General features: G+C 59.5%; 22 protein-coding genes and 1 pseudogene. 2 read left to right on the top strand and 21 right to left on the bottom strand.

The window, feature by feature from the left end; genetic code table 11:
* Nucleotides 1–74: 74 nt before the first annotated feature.
* The 20 genes and pseudogenes from LC354_RS04400 to fabD all read right to left on the bottom strand — a co-directional run.
* Nucleotides 75–353 (bottom strand): annotated as a pseudogene (locus LC354_RS04400) (baseplate hub domain-containing protein); the annotation flags it as partial.
* Entirely contained in the window at nt 353–985 is a 633-nt protein-coding gene (locus tag LC354_RS04395) for a DUF2460 domain-containing protein (RefSeq protein WP_223421631.1), read from the bottom strand. The pseudogene LC354_RS04400 and the gene LC354_RS04395, both read right to left, overlap by 1 nt.
* A 22-nt stretch (nt 986–1,007) precedes the next feature.
* Entirely contained in the window at nt 1,008–1,670 is a 663-nt protein-coding gene (locus LC354_RS04390; protein ID WP_223421630.1) for a phage tail tape measure protein, read from the bottom strand.
* Nucleotides 1,663–1,869, bottom strand: a complete 207-nt coding sequence (locus LC354_RS04385; RefSeq protein ID WP_223421629.1) for a rcc01693 family protein — start codon at nt 1,867–1,869, stop codon at nt 1,663–1,665. The genes LC354_RS04390 and LC354_RS04385 overlap by 8 nt, the downstream gene beginning before the upstream one ends.
* Complete coding sequence (locus tag LC354_RS04380; RefSeq protein WP_223421628.1) at nt 1,866–2,180, bottom strand: gene transfer agent family protein; 315 nt, start codon at nt 2,178–2,180, stop codon at nt 1,866–1,868. Before LC354_RS04380 ends, LC354_RS04385 begins: the two co-directional genes overlap by 4 nt.
* A 2-nt stretch (nt 2,181–2,182) precedes the next feature.
* Complete coding sequence (locus tag LC354_RS04375) at nt 2,183–2,596, bottom strand: phage major tail protein, TP901-1 family (RefSeq protein WP_223421627.1); 414 nt, start codon at nt 2,594–2,596, stop codon at nt 2,183–2,185.
* Between the two features lie 27 nt (nt 2,597–2,623).
* Nucleotides 2,624–3,034: a DUF3168 domain-containing protein gene (locus LC354_RS04370; RefSeq protein ID WP_223421626.1), complete on the bottom strand. Its 411-nt coding sequence runs from the start codon at nt 3,032–3,034 to the stop codon at nt 2,624–2,626.
* Complete coding sequence (locus LC354_RS04365; protein ID WP_223421625.1) at nt 3,031–3,369, bottom strand: head-tail adaptor protein; 339 nt, start codon at nt 3,367–3,369, stop codon at nt 3,031–3,033. The genes LC354_RS04370 and LC354_RS04365 overlap by 4 nt, the downstream gene beginning before the upstream one ends.
* A complete protein-coding gene (locus tag LC354_RS04360) occupies nt 3,366–3,965 on the bottom strand; it encodes a head-tail connector protein (protein WP_223421624.1) in 600 nt (199 codons plus the stop codon). Before LC354_RS04360 ends, LC354_RS04365 begins: the two co-directional genes overlap by 4 nt.
* Nucleotides 3,966–4,129: 164 nt before the next feature.
* Nucleotides 4,130–5,308 (bottom strand): phage major capsid protein, encoded by a 1,179-nt coding sequence (locus LC354_RS04355; protein ID WP_223421623.1) that lies wholly within the window; start codon nt 5,306–5,308, stop codon nt 4,130–4,132.
* A 38-nt stretch (nt 5,309–5,346) separates the two neighbouring features.
* On the bottom strand, nt 5,347–5,910 hold the full coding sequence (locus tag LC354_RS04350; protein WP_223421622.1) for an HK97 family phage prohead protease: 564 nt from the start codon (nt 5,908–5,910) through the stop codon (nt 5,347–5,349).
* A gap of 30 nt (nt 5,911–5,940) precedes the next feature.
* Nucleotides 5,941–6,168 (bottom strand): GTA head formation protein, RCAP_rcc01685 family, encoded by a 228-nt coding sequence (locus LC354_RS04345; RefSeq protein WP_223421621.1) that lies wholly within the window; start codon nt 6,166–6,168, stop codon nt 5,941–5,943.
* On the bottom strand, nt 6,161–7,348 hold the full coding sequence (locus tag LC354_RS04340) for a phage portal protein (protein WP_223421620.1): 1,188 nt from the start codon (nt 7,346–7,348) through the stop codon (nt 6,161–6,163). Before LC354_RS04340 ends, LC354_RS04345 begins: the two co-directional genes overlap by 8 nt.
* 139 nt (nt 7,349–7,487) lie before the next feature.
* On the bottom strand, nt 7,488–8,843 hold the full coding sequence (locus LC354_RS04335; RefSeq protein WP_449649477.1) for a DNA-packaging protein: 1,356 nt from the start codon (nt 8,841–8,843) through the stop codon (nt 7,488–7,490).
* Nucleotides 8,844–9,390: 547 nt separating this feature from the next.
* Nucleotides 9,391–10,548 (bottom strand): endolytic transglycosylase MltG, encoded by a 1,158-nt coding sequence (gene mltG / locus LC354_RS04330; protein WP_223421619.1) that lies wholly within the window; start codon nt 10,546–10,548, stop codon nt 9,391–9,393.
* Nucleotides 10,548–11,807 carry a beta-ketoacyl-ACP synthase II gene (gene fabF / locus LC354_RS04325; protein ID WP_223421618.1) on the bottom strand — a complete coding sequence of 420 codons (1,260 nt, stop codon included), beginning with the start codon at nt 11,805–11,807 and terminating at the stop codon, nt 10,548–10,550. The genes mltG and fabF overlap by 1 nt, the downstream gene beginning before the upstream one ends.
* A 146-nt stretch (nt 11,808–11,953) precedes the next feature.
* Nucleotides 11,954–12,490: a GNAT family N-acetyltransferase gene (locus LC354_RS04320; protein ID WP_223421617.1), complete on the bottom strand. Its 537-nt coding sequence runs from the start codon at nt 12,488–12,490 to the stop codon at nt 11,954–11,956.
* 148 nt (nt 12,491–12,638) lie between these two features.
* Complete coding sequence (locus LC354_RS04315) at nt 12,639–12,872, bottom strand: acyl carrier protein (RefSeq protein WP_223421616.1); 234 nt, start codon at nt 12,870–12,872, stop codon at nt 12,639–12,641.
* Nucleotides 12,873–13,081: 209 nt separating this feature from the next.
* A complete protein-coding gene (fabG, locus tag LC354_RS04310; protein WP_223421615.1) occupies nt 13,082–13,819 on the bottom strand; it encodes a 3-oxoacyl-[acyl-carrier-protein] reductase in 738 nt (245 codons plus the stop codon).
* A 110-nt stretch (nt 13,820–13,929) separates the two neighbouring features.
* A complete protein-coding gene (gene fabD / locus LC354_RS04305) occupies nt 13,930–14,862 on the bottom strand; it encodes an ACP S-malonyltransferase (protein WP_223421614.1) in 933 nt (310 codons plus the stop codon).
* A 167-nt stretch (nt 14,863–15,029) separates the two neighbouring features.
* On the opposite strand from fabD, the gene LC354_RS04300 reads away from it, so the two are divergent.
* A complete protein-coding gene (locus tag LC354_RS04300; RefSeq protein WP_223421613.1) occupies nt 15,030–16,241 on the top strand; it encodes a cytochrome b/b6 domain-containing protein in 1,212 nt (403 codons plus the stop codon).
* Between the two features lie 247 nt (nt 16,242–16,488).
* Here the strand turns inward: LC354_RS04300 and LC354_RS04295 are convergent, their stop codons facing one another.
* Nucleotides 16,489–17,076: a YceI family protein gene (locus LC354_RS04295; protein WP_223421612.1), complete on the bottom strand. Its 588-nt coding sequence runs from the start codon at nt 17,074–17,076 to the stop codon at nt 16,489–16,491.
* Between the two features lie 780 nt (nt 17,077–17,856).
* Between LC354_RS04295 and rpsF the strand changes: the two genes are divergently transcribed.
* Nucleotides 17,857–18,219: a 30S ribosomal protein S6 gene (gene rpsF / locus LC354_RS04290; RefSeq protein WP_223421611.1), complete on the top strand. Its 363-nt coding sequence runs from the start codon at nt 17,857–17,859 to the stop codon at nt 18,217–18,219.
* Nucleotides 18,220–18,227 lie beyond the last annotated feature (8 nt).

Below are 18,227 nucleotides of genomic sequence, written 5' to 3'. Positions count from 1 at the left end.
AAGGCCTATATCAAATGGGAATGCCAGGATGCGTGATCATGCCAAATCCGAATTTCCAGACGTGGGGTTGCTCAATCAAACCGACCTGCCTCTATGTCGTCTTCTCGAACAGCCGCATCCGTCAACGCACCCAGCGCTTCGGTATTGTCCACACTCAACCCTGTGCTTTGCGCCAAGGCAGCAGCCGTCAACCCGGTGTCTGCCCGGAACGTCACGCCTTCAAAGTTGAAATCGCGGTCATGATCCGTAAATCCATATGCTTCACCGTCGGCCCGCGTGATCGCCCAGGCCCGACACAGTGTCGTCAGACCCGATGCCGCATGCGACAGAAACGCCTCGCTTTGTCCCGCCATCACACCCGCACCTCGATGATTGGAACGTTGGGAACGCTGCCTGCCTGAAAGCTGGCAACAGAGGTCTGGATCTGATCCGTGTCAAAGCGTACGGGCACGTCGAACTCGAACCCTGCGCGCACCTTCACTGCCACGTCCGGTGGATGTTGAAAGGTCACGACGCCAGTGTTGACGTCGACTTCATAATCAACGCCTTCCTGCATCTCATCCTGATCCAGCCCAACCCGCACCGTGCCCAGGACCGGCTTGCTGATCGGTCGTGCATATTCATGGTCCCACGACCGATAGATCTTCAAAAGCGGAAACGCCGCCGCGACACCATCTCCTGTCGCAATCACCTGGTCGAGATAGCCTGGCTCCGCGCTCGCGGCCGAGGATTTGAAATCTGACCAGTCTTTCCAGCGAAACCCATACATCTGCCCCATACGCGCCTCAAAGAACGAGATCAGCATTTCGACATCGTCCAGTGAGCGCATGCCCAGACCCGCGTCATAGCGGCGGCGTGAATGGGCCCAGGGCGTGTTGCGTTCCTCGAAACCATTGGCCAGCGTCACCACTTCCGTGCGCCGCTCCGGGCCGCCGACCGAGCCAAAGCTCAAGGACGCGGGAAATCTTACCTCGTGAAATTGCATATGCTTAGCTCCCCATTCCTACTTATCGATTGCGATTTCCACGGCCCAATGCGCGGCTCATCTGCGCCGCGATCTGGTTTTGACTACGTGCAAAACCCTGCACATCAGGGGTGGTAATATTCATTACAATTGTCGGGCTACTGCCGCCTGAGCCGCGCACACCAAGCTTGCCATCGGTGCCACGCGCCAATGGCATGATCGCCTCCGGCCCCGCTTCACCCATGACGCCCATGCCTCCACGCATCCCGAACGGAGTGGCCGAACTGACGATTCCACCAGAGGCAAAGGGCATCACCCGTCCCTGGCTGAACGGTGCACCATCTGCGAAGGGCAACAAACCCTGCATCAGGCCACCAACGCCAGAGGCCAGCAAACCGCCAACCTGATCGGTGACCGGGCGCATGGCCGCGTTGAATGTCGTGTTCATCATTGATGTGGCGAGGCCGTCCAACGCATCCGCGAGACTTGCGCCATCAAAGACCAGATCGTCGAAGGCCTTTCGAAGCCCGCGCGACAATCCCTTTTCGACATTCGCCACGTCCTTACCGGTTGCGGCCAGGCTCTCGCGCATCCGGCGCAACTCGCTGTCAAAGCTCGTTACCATCACCGATGTTTCATCAAGGGTCTGGCGCAATCCGTCGGTTTGCGAGTCCAGCGCCTCGATCTCGTCGTTATAGTCACTCATCGCGAACCTCTTTCGGTTTATCCGGCCAGGCCGCCATCAGCGCCTCAAGCCCGTCGCTGAGCAGCGGGGCCGCCTGCCCCGGTTCGCCCAGCATCATCTGAAATTCCGCCGGGGTCAGCGCCCAGAACGCGTCAGGCGTCAGGCGCAACCCCTGCATCCCGGCCCGCATAAGCGCGGGCCAGTCCAAGGCCCTGCTCATGCAGGCACCACAAATGCTCGCGCGATCAGCTCAGCTGCGGCACGCGCCGCCCCCATGGGCCCGCCCTCGATTTCACTGTGATCCAATTCAGCCGGATTCATCGAGCATCCCCCGCCGACCAGACCGGCCTTCAAGACGGCCAAGACGTCGGCACTTGAAAATCGACCCTGTTCAAAGCGTTCGACGAGCGCCACCAGTGATGCTTCGTTCAATGCCGCTTCCAGACCCGCGAGCGCACCAAGGGTCAGCCGCATTACCTGCGGCGACCCATTGATGTTCAGCGTGACGTCTCCCCTCCAAGGATTTGCCATGCTCAGATCGCCGTAAAGCTCAGCGCACCGGCTGAAGCCATTGTCAGTTCATAGGTGGCCTCGCCATTGTGACTGCCGCTATATTCGACGGCAGAGACCTGGAACGGACCTTCTACGATGCCAAAGTCCGGGATGATGACCTGAAAGTCCGGCGTCTCCCCATCAAAAAACAACTGGCGCGCACGCTCGTCAGTCCCTGCATCCTTGAACACGCCCGATCCAGAGATATTGGCCGACCGCACGCCTGCGCCAGACAGCAATTCGCGCCAACCACCCTGGCTCTCCAAACTGGTGACATCCACCGTCTCGGCGTTAAAGCTGACGCGCGTGGCCCGCAGCCCCGCAATCGTTTCGAACTGCCCGTCCGAGGTCATGTCGACCTTGATCAACAGGTCTTTTCCGTTCTGAGCACCCATGGGTTTTCTCCGTTTGAATGAAATGAGTTATTCGTCTTCGACACGCGCCCGAAAGGTCAGGTCAATCTTGCGGCCCGTCCCTTTGTCGATCTTTGTGGCGCGTGCGCGTTCAAAACGCATCGAAACCAATCGACCTCGGTCCAAGGTGAGGTCGGCGTTGTGCAGCACATCGCACACCGCGCCGGCTGCAACCTTGGCAGCGCTAAAGCCCGGTGTTTCGGTAATGACTGACACCGCAAACAGATGGATCGCACCTGCTCCGGTCTTGTCGTCCGCAACCCGCACAGATTCCGGCCCAAGACTGACATACAATCCAGGCAACGATCCACTGGGCAACGCATCGTAAATCGCCGTCCCCACGGCGTCGTTCACGGCCGGATCTGCGCCAAGCGCCCCAAAAACGGCGCGCTGCAAAGCAGCTGAAATGGCATAGCTCATATCACCATCTCCTCATCCGCCATACAGATCAGATGACGGCCATCTGGGTCGCGTTCGGCGACGCTGCGGATGTGAAACACGCGACCACCATCCCTAAAGCGCTGCTCAGGACGCGGACGTTCCGGATGCCCGACGGGAGCCCCCCGCACGACGATGGCGTAGGGCACCAGAGACACCGCAGCACCTGACGAAACCGTCTCGCGGCCCGTACGTGCGGCAACTTCGGCCCACAACACGCCCAATGGCGTCCAACTTTCGACAAATCCACCCGCATCGTCCGGCACGCGCGCAGGGCTTTCCAGGGTCAGGCGCCTGTTCAGGCGCGGCAGTCTCATCTCGCCCCCCCGCCGTAAATGCGCATGATCTTGTAGCGTTCGATCAGGCTTGAAACACCAAATGGCATACAGCCATCACTGAGCGACGTTTCATTGCGGAACTCATAGTAATGCGCGGCCAGCAGCATCGCAGCCTGTCTCAGATCCGCAGGAATATCAGTCCATAAAGGGCCAAAGCCCGCATCGAATGTGACAACAGCCTCTCCAGCCTCAGGGATCCCCGGCAAAGCCACCCCTTTCGCGCGTAAACACGGGCGATGGGTGTCACGCTCCAACCAATAGGCAGCACCATCAACCGAAGTACGGACACCGTTACGGTCTACAATTTCGACATCGGTGAGAGCAGTCACCGGAGCCACCGGCAAGGCTTGACGCCCCAAATCGCGCCAGACATGAACGGTCAGCGCAAAGGACCGCTCCAGCAACACTTTGCCGGTCCGCGCCTCAATCGCCGTTACTGCGGCCCGCAGGAAACTCGTCAAAACAGCGTCTTGCACGCTGTCGGGAGCGAATCCGCTACCCAGACGCAGATGCGCCTTGAATTCATCAACCGGCAATGCCGCGTCAGGCACCGAGGTTTTTTCGATCAACATCATGGAACATCTCCATAAAACTCAGCCTCCGTCCAAAAGGATCCGGGCGCGCGTCAGTCCGCGTTGCTCGGACGGAGGGGAGCAGCTAGACAACGCGGCATGGTTCATCGCGCACCCGGGGCCCGGGACAGAGGCTTGCCCCCTCCCGAACCATTCGCGTCAGGCGGTTAGGCCGTAGCGAATTTCAGCAGTTTGATCGCGGCAAAGTCGCTCACGTCGCCGCCAACGCGCTTGGTGGCATAGAACAGAACGAGTGGCTTGGCGCTGAAGGGGTCACGCAGCACACGCAGGTCGGGACGCTCTGCCACGGTGTATCCTGCCGCAAAATCGCCAAAGGCGATCGCATGCGCATTCGAAGCCACATCAGGCATGTCTTCGGCGATCAGAACAGGATACCCCATCAAAACAGGAGGTTGACCCGCCGCCAAACCGTCCGTCCAAAGGAACCGACCGTCATTGTCCTTCAATTTACGGACATAGCCCGCCGTCTTGGAGTTCATGACAAAGGATGCATTGGCACGATATTCCGCACCCAATGCGTAAACCAAATCAATGATCGCCTCTGGGGTGACATCCGCGTCAACACCTGTCGGAACGTACCCCAAATTCCCCCAGGCCCAGATCGCATCATCCACTGCCGTGTGGGACAAAAAGCCCTTGGGCTTGTCCACACCGTCACCGTTGATGAAGGCGGAGGCTTCTGCACGGGCGAATTTGTCCGCAATCCGGTTCGCCAGCCAACCTTCGATATCAAAGGCGCTGTCATCCAGCAGACGCTGCGAAGCTTTGGGCAACGCGGACAGCTCGTGCAGCGGAATGGTCACGCGATCAATCTGCGGCGTGTCCGTTTCCGTTACCGAGGATGATTCGGTGGCCCAACCGGTGCCCACATCGCCATGATCAACCAGAACGTCATAGGATGTAGCCTCGACGTTGACGACCGAGGCAATCGACCGGATCGACGCCGTTGAGTTCAGAACCGATTGCACGGAATCGGATGTTTGCGGGTCTACAAGATACCCACCATCGGAATTCATCGCAGTGGACAGCGATTTAACGTCCAGTTCCAGGCCGCGCAGACCATCATCGTCACCCGACCGCAGATAGGCGTTGAACGCCTTCTGATGTGGGGCACCCAGTTCAACGCTCCCAGCCAGGGGGGTACGTGCAGCAGTCATGTTTTTACGATCCAGCATGGTCAGTCGCTCTTCTGTTTGTTGAAGTTTTGTTTGAAGTTCAGATTGAAAGCCTTTGAATTCCTTCACGAAACCCTTTACGGCCTCCGCAACATCCTGGGCGGGGGACAAACCTTCCCCGGCCCGAGCCCTACATTCGGTCTTGCTCATAAGCATGTCCTTGATTGGTGGTGATTCAGGCGGGCGCTTCAGCGCTGCGCCAGGCTCGCGCGCGCACCCCGAAGAGCCGCCGCCATATCGCGCAACGTGGTATCCGCATCCGATGGCATCTCATCGGATTTGGCGACAACGCGCGCACTGGAAAGCATCGGGAACGTGACCAAAGACACCTCCCAAAGCTCCAGTTCGGTCAAGAGCCGCTGGCCCTTGTCATTCTTTGCCGCCTTCAGGGTGCGGTACCCGATGGAAAGGCCGTCGATGGCTCCCGCGGCAATCAACTCGACAGCCTCCCGCCCCTTGGCCACCTCGGGCAGCAGGCGGCCCTTGACCCAAAGGCCGTTCTTGTCCTCGCGGACCTCATCCCACACGCCGATGGGACAGGCCGGATCATGCTGCCACAACATCTTCACCCGGCGACCGTCTGCCGCAATCGCCTTCAACGACGCCGCATAGGCGCCCTTGGTGACAACGTCTCCGCCCTGATCGCAGGCCCCGAACAGGCTGGCATAGCCTTCGATCAAGTGGCCGTTCTGCACCTCGATCCCATCGCCAAAGCGCGCGAATTTCGTCTCCAAACCGGTCTCTGCCTGCATGGATACTCTCCTTTGAAAAGTGGCTGATCCTCAGTGAGGAATGGCCAACATGATGGATTTAAAGCCCGTGGCGAGAACCACCGCGACAACCCCGTAGACGGTCAGCCAAAGGCGCTTTTCCAAACGTTCCAGCAGCTCTTCAAGCCGATCCAGCCGGGATGAAATATTGTCAAAATGAACGGTTGTGAGGCGCTCATGCGCCTCCAATCGCAGGCCCGGCGCGCACGCAAAACGGTCCGGAAATGTTCCATCATCCATCCGCAGCGTCCTCGCAGACGACCGGCAGACCCAGCAAACGCCGCTTTTCGGCTTCCGTCAGAAAATCCGCCCCCGCGACCCGCGCCCATTGCGCATCCCGTTCCGTCGAAAGAGCGGAAACCTGATCCAGATCAGGGGCCAGAACCACATCATCGCCGGTAAACGCACCCAGCCATTGTGCCAGTGCTGCGGTCACCCGCGTCGCCTGCGGCAACACGGTCAGGCGATAGAACGCACGATTGGCCTCCTGATAATTGGCATATGTCGCGTCCCCCTGAATGCCCAGCAACATGGGCGGCACCCCAAAGGCCAACGCGATTTCGCGCGCGGCCGCTTCCTTGGTTTTCTGGAATTCCATATCTGACGGCGAAAAGCCCATCGGCTTCCAATCAAGGCCGCCTTCCAACAACATCGGACGGCCCGCATTGCGCGCCCCGGAATGGTTGGTCTCGATCTCGCTCACCAACCGCTCGTATTGATCCCCGCTCAGTTGGCTCTGCCCATCCGCCCCCTTGTAAACGATCGCTCCCGACGGGCGGGCCGCATTGTCCAGTAAAGATTTGGACCAACGGGACGCTGCGGTGTGAACATCCAGCGCCATCGCCGCCGCTTGCATCGGGCTGAAGCCGTAATGATCGTCCTGGGGATGAAACGACTTGATGTGGCAGATCGGGCTGATGGGTCCGGACGCATCAAATCGATGCGTCTTGCCCCCGACCGCATAATCATAGGCCACCGGCCATCCATCCGCACCCGGCACGACCGACATCCGATCCGAGCGCAGCACATGCAACTCCAAAGGTGCGCCACTCTCGCCCGCGACCGCCTCGACATAGGCGTTGCCCGTCAACAAAAGCTGCGCGTAAAGCGCTTCCAGCAATTCTGCCCGACCCTGCCCCGGATTAGGGCGCTTGATCAGCGACAGGATCGGATGCGTTTCATAGCGCTGTTCCATATCCTGCAACACCAACGGCAAGGCCGCCGCTGCCTCCGCAATCAGCTTGACGGACCGGAACCCAACCGGATTGCCGGAAAACCCCGATCGGGTCAGAGACACCGCATCGCGCGGGCTCCAGGCGACGCGCCCCCCGTTTTGCCAGGCAACTACCTTGCCGGTGGCGCTGGCCTTTTGCTCCGGCACGTCCGCCCGGCGTGCGCTCCGAAAGAAATTAAACACCATCAAGGGTCTCCTTCACGTGATCCCACGGGCCAAGCCCATCTTTCCAAAGAAAAAGGGCGCGCCGCTCCTGCGTCCGCACCCTGTTCAAAGCTGGGCAAACCGCCCCGCTTCCATGTCAAAAAATACGCGAATGCTCAGGTCAAAGACTGCGCACCCCCGGCTGGCGCCACTGCCGCGCGGGTTCGATCATCAACTCGTGCAAAGCCCAAACCAAGGCATCCACCCGGTCCGGCGATCCCTCGCCCTCATAGCCAAAGCGCGTCATGCGGGTCATCTGATCTTCCAAACCATCCAGATCCAAGGCGTGTTTCACACGACCCTGTTCATAAAGCGCCGCAACGGGTTCGGCACGGGCGACTTTGCCGCGCGATGCATGCACCGCCCGGTAGGGCACCAGCGGATCGATTTGCCGGATGACCTCGCCCACCATCTGACCGCCCTGATTGACCTCGGCGACCAGCCGATCACCGCCATAGCGTTCCATCGCATTCACCGCCGCCCGCGCCCATTCCGATGGGCTGGCGCCCTGCACCGTGCAATCGGCGATGACGCAAGCCTGCCAGTCCTGCGGCGGCCCCTGCGTGATCGCTCCCACAACCACAATCCCGCATTCATCCGACGCCTTGCCCGACGTGGTGGCCGGATCAAGGCCGACGACGACACGATCAAATGCGGGCAACGACTTGACGCGCAGCCCCTCCAACATCTCGGACGTCCAAAGCGCGCCTTCGGCATCGCTCAACAACACGCCATCCAACTCTTGCCGCCCCAACCGGGTCCCGGCATATCGGGACCGGACCTCCTCCAGAAAGGACGCCGCGAGATTGCCCGCGTTCGCTTCGGTTGGTGCGTGCGTCACAACCGTCGAAGGCCGCTCCAGCAGATTCTTCAGCACACCCACGTTGCGCGGCGTGGTCGTCACGCAAACCCGTGGATCATCGCCCAGACGCAAGGCAAATTGCAGCATGTCCCATGTCTCCTGACCCTTCTTCCACTTGGCCAATTCGTCGACCCAAGCCGCGTCAAATTGAGGGCCCCGCAAACCCTCCGGGTCATTCGCGGTATGAACCGTCGCGATGGCGCCGTTCGGCCACTCCAATCGCTTGCGCCCCGCAACCCATTTGGGCCGACGATCCAGAGGCGAGCATTCCAGAATGCCGCTGTCGCCGAAAATCATGACTTCGCGTACCTGCTCGATGGTTTCTCCCACCAGGGCAACACGCCGACAGGTCCCGCGATCATAAGGCATCGAGCCCTCGACCAATGACCGGACCCATTCCGCGCCTGCCCGGGTTTTCCCCGCGCCGCGCCCTCCCATGATGACCCAGGTGCGCCAGTCACCCTCGGGTGGCAATTGGTGCTCCATCGCCCAAAACTCGAACAGGAAAGGGAGGGCGCCCAAGGCGCCCTCTCCCAACTCATCCAGAAACTGGTCCTGCACCGCAGCAGGGGCGGACGCGAGCAAGCGCGCACCGTATTTCAGCGCGGGCAGCATCGTGGTCGATAGCATATCCTGCTTGCGCAATTTGGGATCGGCTGGCCTTGAGTTCTCCAATGAGTGCCTCCAGTTTCAAACATGTCCGCACCAGGTCCGGCAACGCTGACGTCGCAGATTTGGCTTCGGTAGATGTTACATCCTCCCCGGTCTTGACCTTCTTGGTGAGGTCCGCGATGGCCTTTCGCAGTGACGTGATCTCGTCATGCGCCGCCGAAAGTGCTTCGGTGGTGCGGGCTTCTTCTTCACCCGGGGTATGTAGTGTCATAATTGCTCTGACCTCTCATGCGTTGGGAAACTCCGCACGAGAGAAACGAAAAAGCGACCAGCCGGGTTACCCCGACGGCCGCTTGCCCACTTCTTCTAGCTTGACACAAGTTATACGTGTGACCGTTCGCAGAGTCAAGCAAAATCCGAAACCGGTACGCACGCTAAGCGTACGCCCTGATTAACAAATTCCTAATTTCAAGCCAACGCTACACAACCCAGAGGTGCGCACGGCACTTACAACTATAGGCTTTCAAGGCAACCGCCTCATTTACCAACCTCAGTTGTCCGTTGCGCGCTCCGCCTCGATTTCACGCCAGCGCGCCACATTGCGGTTATGCTCATCCAGTGTCTCTGCAAACGCGTGGCCGCCCGTTCCATCCGCGACAAAGAACAAATAGTCCGTCGTGTCCGGCTGCCCTGCTGCCATCAGACTCTCACGGCCAGGATTGGCAATGGGTGTGGGGGGCAGACCCAGGATGACATAGGTGTTCCACGGCGTAACTGCCCGCAATTCAGACCGACGCAATCCGCGTCCCAAAACACCTTCGCCCTGCGTGATGCCATAGATCACCGTGGGGTCCGTTTGCAGCCGCATGCCACGGTTCAACCGGTTCACGAACACGGACGCAACCTGCCGACGCTCCTCCGCAACCGCGGTCTCCTTCTCGATGATCGACGCCAAAGTCAAAAGCTCTTCCGGGCTTTCCAGCGGCACCGTTGGATCACGGGCCTCCCAGGCGGCGGCAACCCACAACTCCTGTTGTTCAGCCATCGTCGCCAGGATATCTGCGCGCGCATCACCCGGACGCACTTCATAACTGTCAGGGGCCAATGCCCCCTCTGGCGGGATCTCGGCGATCTCACCTTGGAGCACATCCATTCTGCGCAACGCGTCCACGATCTGCCAACTTGTCACGCCTTCAGCGAGGGCAATCCGAAAACGGGTATCCAGCTCCGCCTTGACCTGCGTGTAGATCTGGGGTGTTTCGTCCGTCGCAGGCTCGAATTCAGCGCGCTCCACAAAACGGTTGCTGGACGGATCAAGCTCGCGCACCTCCGCAATCAACCGGTTCACACCGATGCGATAGATGACTTCGGTGCCGCATGTACTGGCCCCGCCGCGTGTCACGATGTCGACAATCTCCTCCATGGACGTGCCCGGCGCGACCAGAAAACTGCCCGCCTTCAAGTCGCCCGTCTTCCCAGCATAATCCGCGCCAAGCCGAAACAAGAGACCGCTCGTCACGGCCCCTTCTTCTTCGAGATTGGCGCTCACACGGCGAAAGTTCGATCCACGTTCCACCTGCAGGCAAATGGCGTCCGCCAACGGCCCAGGTCCTTCGTATTGGCCACGTCCCCACATGATGACGCCGCCCATCAGAAACAGCGCCACGATCAGGAAGGTCACCGCATTAGAGGCGATGGATCGCCACATTAACCGACCTTCCCAAAGATCACACTGGCATTGGTGCCGCCAAATCCAAAGCTGTTGGACAGGGCGTGCGCGACCTTGCGTTCGCGTTTGGCATTGGGGGCCAGATCAATGGCGGATGTGACCTCCGGATTGTCGAGGTTTATTGTGGGCGGACAGACCTGATCGCGGATCGCAAGGATCGAAAAGATCGCTTCGATCGCGCCGGCGGCGCCCAACAGGTGACCCGTTGCCGATTTGGTCGATGACATGGTGACGTCGCCCGCATGGTCTCCCATCAACCGCTCGACGGCCGCCAGCTCAATCGTATCGGCCTTGGTCGATGTGCCATGTGCGTTGATATAATCGATATCCTGCGGCTCCAGACCGGCGTTGCGCAGGGCCGCGCGCATCGACCGCTCGGCGCCTTCGCCATCCTCGGACGGAGCTGTGATATGATACGCATCACCAGACATGCCGTAGCCGAGCACCTCGGCATAGATTTTCGCGCCGCGCGCCTTGGCATGTTCATATTCTTCCAACACCAAAATGCCCGCCCCCTCTCCCATGACAAACCCGTCACGGTCCACGTCATAGGGGCGGCTTGCCTTTTGCGGCTCGTCCGTACGCTTGGTCGACAAGGCCTTGCAGGCGTTGAAACCAGCCATACCGATCTTGCAGATAGCGGCCTCCGCACCGCCTGCCACCATGACATCCGCGTCGCCATACTTGATCAGTCGGCTCGCGTCGCCAATCGCATGCGCCCCGGTGGAGCAGGCCGTTACAACCGAGTGGTTCGGGCCTCTGAACCCGTAGCGGATCGACACCTGCCCGGAGATCAGATTGATCAACGCGCCCGGAACAAAGAAAGGCGACACCCGACGCGGACCTTTCTCTTCCATCATCACGGCGGTGTTCGCGATAGAATTCAATCCACCGATACCTGAACCAATCAAGACGCCCGTACGTTCCAGACTTTCGCGATCTGTCGGCATCCAGCCGGAATCCTCGACGGCCTGTTGCGCGGCAGCCAGGCCAAACAGGATGAACGTATCGACCTTACGCTGCTCTTTGGGTTCCATATATGTGTCAGCGCAGAACGTATCTTTCGATCCGTCTCCCAAAGGCACTTCGCAGGCATAGGTCGTAACAAGACCGGTCGTATCAAAACCGGTAATGGGACCCGCACCAGACTGGCCGTCCAGAATACGGCGCCAGCTTGCTTCGACACCATCGGCCAACGGGGTCACAAGACCCAGACCCGTCACAACCACTCTGCGCATGTGCTCATGCCCCTCTTCGTTATCTGTGCGCCTCTTAACGCGCCCGCCTTGCCCTGTTCAAGCCCCGACACACCCCGTATTCCTGTGCGTCGGCAGTTTTGTGTTGGCAAAAAGGACCCGCCGCAAACGCCCGGTACCACAACGCATCAAATCAGCGGAGGGGTCCTGCGCGACATCAAATGCACCGTACCGCCCCCATACTCTGCCGTACGCATGCCGGTATATCCCAATTGTTCCGCCAGTTTCAAAGACGTCTCGTTATCCGGATCGATCATGCAGACCAACGGGCCGGTGATCACACGATCAAACCAATCATGTGCCGCACACACAGCCTCAGCAGCCAGACCGCGCCCCTGCGCTTCGGGTGCCAACACCCACCCCGCTTCCGGCACAGAATCAAAATCATCGCCCAAGCCGCGCGCTCCAAGGAAAAAGCCGGTCTGCCCGACAATGGTGCCGGTCTCATGCGCCTCGATCGCCCATTGGCCAAACCCCGTGACCTGCCAATGCCCCGCGATCTGTAAAAACACTTTCCACGACGTATCCCGGCTACGTGGTTCCCCGCCGATATAGCGAACGACAGCTTCATCCGTCCAAATCTCGGCAAAGCGATCGAAATCACATGGTCGCATCGCACGCAACGTGGTGCGCGACGTATTTATGGTTGGCACATGCCTGCTCATGGCGGAAGCGTCCTGGCGCATCTCTTTATAATTGCGTCGAATGTGCGCAGGCCATTTCAACTATGGCAAGAGGAGACACGCCAAAAAAAGAAACGGCGTCCTTCCGCAAGGAAGAACGCCGCATGCTCAGGCACATGCCTGAAAAGACTTACGATGCTTTGGAAATAAAGCCGACAGCATCGCCGAATGTCTGAATGGTTTCAGCCGCGTCATCAGGGATCTCGATGCCGAACTCTTCTTCGAAGGCCATGACCAGCTCAACAGTGTCCAGGCTGTCCGCGCCCAGATCATCGATGAACGACGCATTCTCGGTCACTTTTGCTTCTTCAACACCAAGGTGTTCCACAACGATCTTTTTTACGCGTTCCGCGATGTCGCTCATTTGACTGTCCTCATTCTGCCGGGGCAAATGTTAGCGCCCCCAAGTGGTGTCCCCAATATCGTCCGGGGCTCAGGTCTTGCCCCCTTGGGGCGGTGAAGCCTTGCTGCGGAGAACGTCGCCGCTCCCGCCTCAAGACTGGAAATCTGCGCCGCCTATAGCATATCCGATAAAGATCGCAAGGCCGCACGAAGGTGCCATTGCACCCAAGACTACAACATGGCCATGCCACCGTTTACGTGCAAGGTGGTTCCTGTGACATACGCGGCTTCGGGGCTCGCAAGATACAGAACCGCGCTCGCGATCTCATGCGCTTCGCCCATACGGCCCGCCGGAATTTGTTTCATGATTCCAGACTTTTGATCATCCGTCAGCTTGTCCGTCATCGCCGTCGCGATAAAACCCGGCGCCACGGCGTTTACCGTGATCCCGCGGGCGGCAACTTCGTAGGCAAGGCTCTTGGACATCCCGATCATACCCGCCTTGGACGCTGCATAATTCGCCTGCCCGGGATTTCCGGTTGCCCCCACAATCGAGCTTATATTCACGATCCGCCCCCAGCGGGACTTCATCATGCCGCGGATCATGCCCTTACACAGTTTGAATGTCGCGGTCAGGTTGACGTCCAGAACCGACTGCCATTCATCATCCGACATCCGCATGAACAGATTGTCGCGTGTGATGCCCGCATTGTTGACCAGAATGTCGACGGACCCCATCGCCTCGACCGCCTGCTTCGGCAACGCCTCAACCGCCGCCATGTCGCTCAGGTTACATGGGAGCACATGGGCACGCTCCCCCAATTCCGCCGCCAGTGCGTCCAACGGCTCAACGCGTGTCCCGCTCAGGCCGACGGTTGCGCCCGCGTCATGCAGAACGCGGGCGATATCCGCGCCAATTCCCCCCGAAGCCCCGGTAATCAGTGCCGTTTTTCCGCTCAGATCAAACATTATTCTATCCTCGATTCAGTATCTTTTCCTCATGGAACTGCAGCGATATGCGCGGATGGCGCATTGCACAGCCCCATTTGGACAACGTTTATGCGCCCCTGCCAAATGGCCTACGCCTCCAGCGCGGCCTTGATGTCGTCCGGGCCGCTCAGCGCCCGTGTCGCGATCGACCGATCAATACGGCGCACCATCCCCGACAGCGCCTTGCCCGCACCGATCTCCCAGATCTCGGTCACGCCCTGCCCGGCCATCCAGATCATGCTTTCGCGCCAGCGCACCGAACTGGTGACCTGTTCCACCAGCAACTTGTTCAGAGTCGGCACGCTGCTGCAACCCTCGGCTGTGACATTGGGCACGATGGCAACGGCAGGGTCCGCCATTTTTACGCCTTTCAACGCATCCGCCATGACGTCCGCGGCGGGTGCCATCAAAGCGCAATGGAAGGGCGCCGATACCGGCAGCATGACGGCGCGTTTGGCGCCTTTGGCCTTGGCGATATCAATCGCCCGCTCAACGGCCCCCTTGTGGCCCGATACGACGACTTGCGCGGGGTCGTTGTCATTGGCCGCCTGGCACACTTCCCCCTGCGCGGCTTCAAGTGCCACCTCGGTCACCGCTTCGAAGTCCAACCCCAAAAGAGCCGCCATTGCGCCGACACCGACTGGCACGGCATCCTGCATGGCCTTGCCGCGCGTACGCAACAAACGTGCCGTATCCGCAATGCTCAGCGTTCCGGCTGCGCAATGCGCGGAATACTCCCCCAGAGAATGGCCCGCCACAAATGATGCGCGCCCAATGCCGATGCCCTCGGCCTGCAATGCGCGCATGACCGCCATCGATGTCGCCATCAACGCGGGCTGGGCATTCTGCGTCAGCGTCAGTGTTTCCAGATCGCCTTCCCAGATCAGAGCGCTCAGTTTTTCACCAAGGGCCTCGTCCACCTCTTCGAAAACGGCGCGCGCTGCCGGATAGGCTTCGGCCAGATCGCGGCCCATCCCGATGGTTTGCGCGCCCTGGCCCGGAAATACGAATGCCACGCTCATGCTTTATTCCTTTGGTTCAACTTAGTTCCGAACCGTGTAAAGCGGCAACGGCGTCCTAGCAAGATACTGCCGCACCACGGATGTGCACGAATTCGCAGTTGCCTTGAGGACTGCGGGACCAACATTATTCTACAAGACACTCAACAGATCCAAACCGGAAAGTGCTCATGTCCCTGACCAACACCACCGACCGCTACGGGTCTGTTTCCAAAACATTTCACTGGCTCACGGCCCTTCTGATCCTGTCGCTGATTCCCCTGGGGGTGATCGCCAATGACCTGCCCTATGACACGTCCGAAGAATTGGCGCGCAAGGCATGGTTGTTTTCCTTGCACAAAACGCTTGGCGTCGCGGTGTTCTTCGTAGCACTGGCCCGGATCGGCTGGAGCGTCACGCAACCCAAACCCGGCCTGCTGCACCCAGATCGCAAGTTCGAAAGCCTGGCCGCGGAAACCGTCCATTGGTTGCTCTACGGCAGTCTGGTGCTGGTGCCGCTGTCGGGCTGGATCCACCATGCCGCAGCGACGGGTTTCGCCCCGATCTGGTGGCCCTTGGGGCAAGATCTGCCGCTGGTCCCAAAATCCGAAGGCGTCGCAGCCCTCTTTGCAGGCGCGCATTGGGTGCTGACCAAGGTGCTGGCCGCGTCGATCCTGTTGCATATTGCCGGTGCGCTCAAGCATCACATGATTGACAAGGACGCCACACTGCGACGCATGTGGTTCGGCGACGCCCTTGTGCCAAGAACGGCCGGAACGCACAAACACGCAACACCCATCATTGCGGCACTCGCGCTTTGGGCGTTGGCACTGACCGGAGGTGCGGCTCTGGGCGTCTATGCCCCGCATGGGAACGGCCCCGATGCCGCTGTACTGGAGGACGTGCAAACGGATTGGCAAGTCCAGCAAGGCTCCTTGAGCATCACGGTGACCCAACTTGGCTCCGACGTGACCGGCACATTCGCCGACTGGACAGCCGCGATCCAGTTTGACGAAACGGTGCCGAACGAAGCGGAAGGTCGTGTCGCGGGCACTGTCGACGTCACCGTGTCGATCGGATCTCTCACGCTCGGATCCGTGACGGATCAGGCCATGGGGCCGGATTACTTCAACGCCAGCGCATTCCCGACCGCCCGCTTTGTGGCCGACATCGTCCCGGTGGTGGACGGGTATGAAGCGCAAGGCATTTTGACCATCAGGGATCAAAGCGTGCCGACCACCCTGCCCTTCGCCCTGGCACTGGAAGGGAACACGGCCAGTATGACCGGGCGCATGACCCTGAACCGCAACGACTTCGGCATCGGCGCGAATATGACGGATGAAAGTTCTTTGAAATTCGAGGTAGGCCTGGACGTCTCGTTGACAGCCACACGGGCAGACTAGGCCGACAAGTCTCTGACGCCAGCCGGAGCAGGGGGCAGGCTTGACGGTCGGATCAAACGTTGGCTGATGGAAGGGTCCAGACTGCGCGCCCACAGATGACTAGAGGGCCAGTCGTTTCGCAGGGTGGCCTGAAAAGGCCGCCCTGCAAAACATCGTGTCACGCCGTGAGGCGTGTCCTTTCAACAGAACAAACGAAAACAGGCCGCGCAATGTCTCGCGCGGCCTGACCTGTAAAGAATACACGAGATCAGCTGTCTGTGGGCGCGTCTTCCGCAATACCAGCTTCAATCGAAATCTGAACCTGCACCTCGTCGCTCACGAAGGGCGCAAATTGACCGAGCCCAAATTCGGACCGCACCAGCGTCGTGGTGGCATCGAACCCGACCCAAGCCTTGTTCGCCATCGGATGCGTTCCCGCCTGGTTCATTGTCGCGTCGAGAACGACGGATTTCGTGATATCGTTCATGGTCAGGTCGCCGGTGATCAGGGCCGTGTCGTCGCCCGTCACTTCGATCCCCGTGGATACAAACGAAATCATGTCTTCATCCGTCGCGCCAAAGAAATCGTCAGACATGAAATGTCCGGTGCGCGCCTCCCAGCCGGTAAACATGCTCTTCGTCGGCATCGACACGGTCACGCTGGAGGCAGCTGGATCGTCCTTGTCAAACATGATCTCGCCTTCGAAGCCCGAAAACATGCCCCAGGTCGTGGAAAAACCCAGGTGATCATAAGAGAACAGGACTTGGCTGTGGCTGGCGTCTAGATTGTATTTTTCTGCGGCGAAGGCAAATGTCGCTGTTGTGCTCAACGCGGCGGCAATAAGAAGTGATTTCATCAGTTGGGACTCCAAGGTTGCGTATGTGTGGCTGAGATTGGGTCAAACGGCTGCGCCTGCAATTGCGCAGAGTTCAACAGATCCTGCGCAAAACTGAACACCGTGAAATCCGCGCGGAATTACACCCCGTCCGCGCCCACAAAGGACGCGTGTATCGTCCGCAATGGCGCACTGCGCCGACGATTGAAATGGGATCGGATGTCCGAAATATCTCAGTTTGACCGATACGCGTTCAGGTATGAACCTTGTCACCGCACCACATGGACAGCTTCATCGAACCCGGCCTCCTGAGCTCTCAACTGCGGGTTCGACCCGATGGCGTAACCTCCAAGCCAGCGATAAAAAGACTGTTGAGAGCCCAGGTTTCATCAATGCGAGGTCGGCCTCCCAACTGGCACCGGGCTGCACCCACAATCCCGCCGCAACCAGAATGAGAGTAAATCCGATCATCCAGCGCACCGCGCAGAGGGAGAAAAAGAGCACCTCTTCGCACCGGCCTTGTTTTGCATCAATCATAAGGTCAGAAACAGATCTCATAACAAGCCTCTTTGCGGATCACGGGCCTTTGGAGGGTCCGTGCGAAACGAGGCAATATCAGGGGAAGGACGTGACGAATGCGTGAGCGCGGTGAAAACCGTTCTGGCCCTTGCCCTTCGCGCTTATCGGTGTATACGGACCCGTCCCTGCAAACAGTTTTTGCCGCGCAGTCTCTCGTGACCATCCGCAGGGCATCATCGGATCGGTCTATGAAATGCGCCTTGATAGAAGTGGAGCACCACCATGCCTCTTTATGAGCATGTGATGATCGCCCGTCAGGACCTGTCGAACACACAGGCCGAAGGGCTCATCGAACATTTTGGCACCGTCCTCGCCGACAATGGCGGCCAACTCGTTGAAAACGAGTACTGGGGCGTCAAGACCATGGCCTACAAGATCAACAAGAACCGCAAGGGCCACTATGCCTTTTTGCGCACGGACGCGCCCGCACCTGCGATCCAGGAGATGGAACGCCTGATGCGCTTGCATGACGACGTCATGCGCGTTCTGACAATCAAGGTCGACGCACACGGCGAAGGCCCCTCCGTTCAAATGCAAAAGCGCGATGAGCGCAGCGACCGTGGCGAACGCCGCGAGCGCCGTTGATTAGGAAA

Origin of the sequence: Tateyamaria pelophila, from assembly GCF_019966495.1 — a bacterium.
Taxonomy (GTDB): domain Bacteria; phylum Pseudomonadota; class Alphaproteobacteria; order Rhodobacterales; family Rhodobacteraceae; genus Tateyamaria; species Tateyamaria pelophila.
This window is presented reverse-complemented; position numbering and strand designations above follow the sequence as displayed.

Bases quoted from the DNA above. Each gene is read 5' to 3' on its own strand.
- LC354_RS04315 (WP_223421616.1), bottom strand. From the start codon at position 12,872: ATGAGCGACATCGCGGAACGCGTAAAAAAGATCGTTGTGGAACACCTT.
- LC354_RS04300 (WP_223421613.1), top strand. From the start codon at position 15,030: ATGTCCCTGACCAACACCACCGACCGCTACGGGTCTGTTTCCAAAACA.
- LC354_RS04365 (WP_223421625.1), bottom strand. From the start codon at position 3,369: ATGAGACTGCCGCGCCTGAACAGGCGCCTGACCCTGGAAAGCCCTGCG.
- LC354_RS04295 (WP_223421612.1), bottom strand. From the start codon at position 17,076: ATGAAATCACTTCTTATTGCCGCCGCGTTGAGCACAACAGCGACATTT.
- rpsF (WP_223421611.1), top strand. From the start codon at position 17,857: ATGCCTCTTTATGAGCATGTGATGATCGCCCGTCAGGACCTGTCGAAC.
- LC354_RS04350 (WP_223421622.1), bottom strand. From the start codon at position 5,910: ATGCAGGCAGAGACCGGTTTGGAGACGAAATTCGCGCGCTTTGGCGAT.
- LC354_RS04335 (WP_449649477.1), bottom strand. From the start codon at position 8,843: ATGCTGCCCGCGCTGAAATACGGTGCGCGCTTGCTCGCGTCCGCCCCT.
- mltG (WP_223421619.1), bottom strand. From the start codon at position 10,548: ATGTGGCGATCCATCGCCTCTAATGCGGTGACCTTCCTGATCGTGGCG.
- LC354_RS04320 (WP_223421617.1), bottom strand. From the start codon at position 12,490: ATGAGCAGGCATGTGCCAACCATAAATACGTCGCGCACCACGTTGCGT.
- fabG (WP_223421615.1), bottom strand. From the start codon at position 13,819: ATGTTTGATCTGAGCGGAAAAACGGCACTGATTACCGGGGCTTCGGGG.
- LC354_RS04375 (WP_223421627.1), bottom strand. From the start codon at position 2,596: ATGGGTGCTCAGAACGGAAAAGACCTGTTGATCAAGGTCGACATGACC.
- fabF (WP_223421618.1), bottom strand. From the start codon at position 11,807: ATGCGCAGAGTGGTTGTGACGGGTCTGGGTCTTGTGACCCCGTTGGCC.
- LC354_RS04355 (WP_223421623.1), bottom strand. From the start codon at position 5,308: ATGAGCAAGACCGAATGTAGGGCTCGGGCCGGGGAAGGTTTGTCCCCC.
- fabD (WP_223421614.1), bottom strand. From the start codon at position 14,862: ATGAGCGTGGCATTCGTATTTCCGGGCCAGGGCGCGCAAACCATCGGG.
- LC354_RS04385 (WP_223421629.1), bottom strand. From the start codon at position 1,869: ATGAGCAGGGCCTTGGACTGGCCCGCGCTTATGCGGGCCGGGATGCAG.
- LC354_RS04370 (WP_223421626.1), bottom strand. From the start codon at position 3,034: ATGAGCTATGCCATTTCAGCTGCTTTGCAGCGCGCCGTTTTTGGGGCG.
- LC354_RS04395 (WP_223421631.1), bottom strand. From the start codon at position 985: ATGCAATTTCACGAGGTAAGATTTCCCGCGTCCTTGAGCTTTGGCTCG.
- LC354_RS04360 (WP_223421624.1), bottom strand. From the start codon at position 3,965: ATGATGTTGATCGAAAAAACCTCGGTGCCTGACGCGGCATTGCCGGTT.
- LC354_RS04380 (WP_223421628.1), bottom strand. From the start codon at position 2,180: ATGGCAAATCCTTGGAGGGGAGACGTCACGCTGAACATCAATGGGTCG.
- LC354_RS04345 (WP_223421621.1), bottom strand. From the start codon at position 6,168: ATGGATGATGGAACATTTCCGGACCGTTTTGCGTGCGCGCCGGGCCTG.
- LC354_RS04390 (WP_223421630.1), bottom strand. From the start codon at position 1,670: ATGAGTGACTATAACGACGAGATCGAGGCGCTGGACTCGCAAACCGAC.
- LC354_RS04340 (WP_223421620.1), bottom strand. From the start codon at position 7,348: ATGGTGTTTAATTTCTTTCGGAGCGCACGCCGGGCGGACGTGCCGGAG.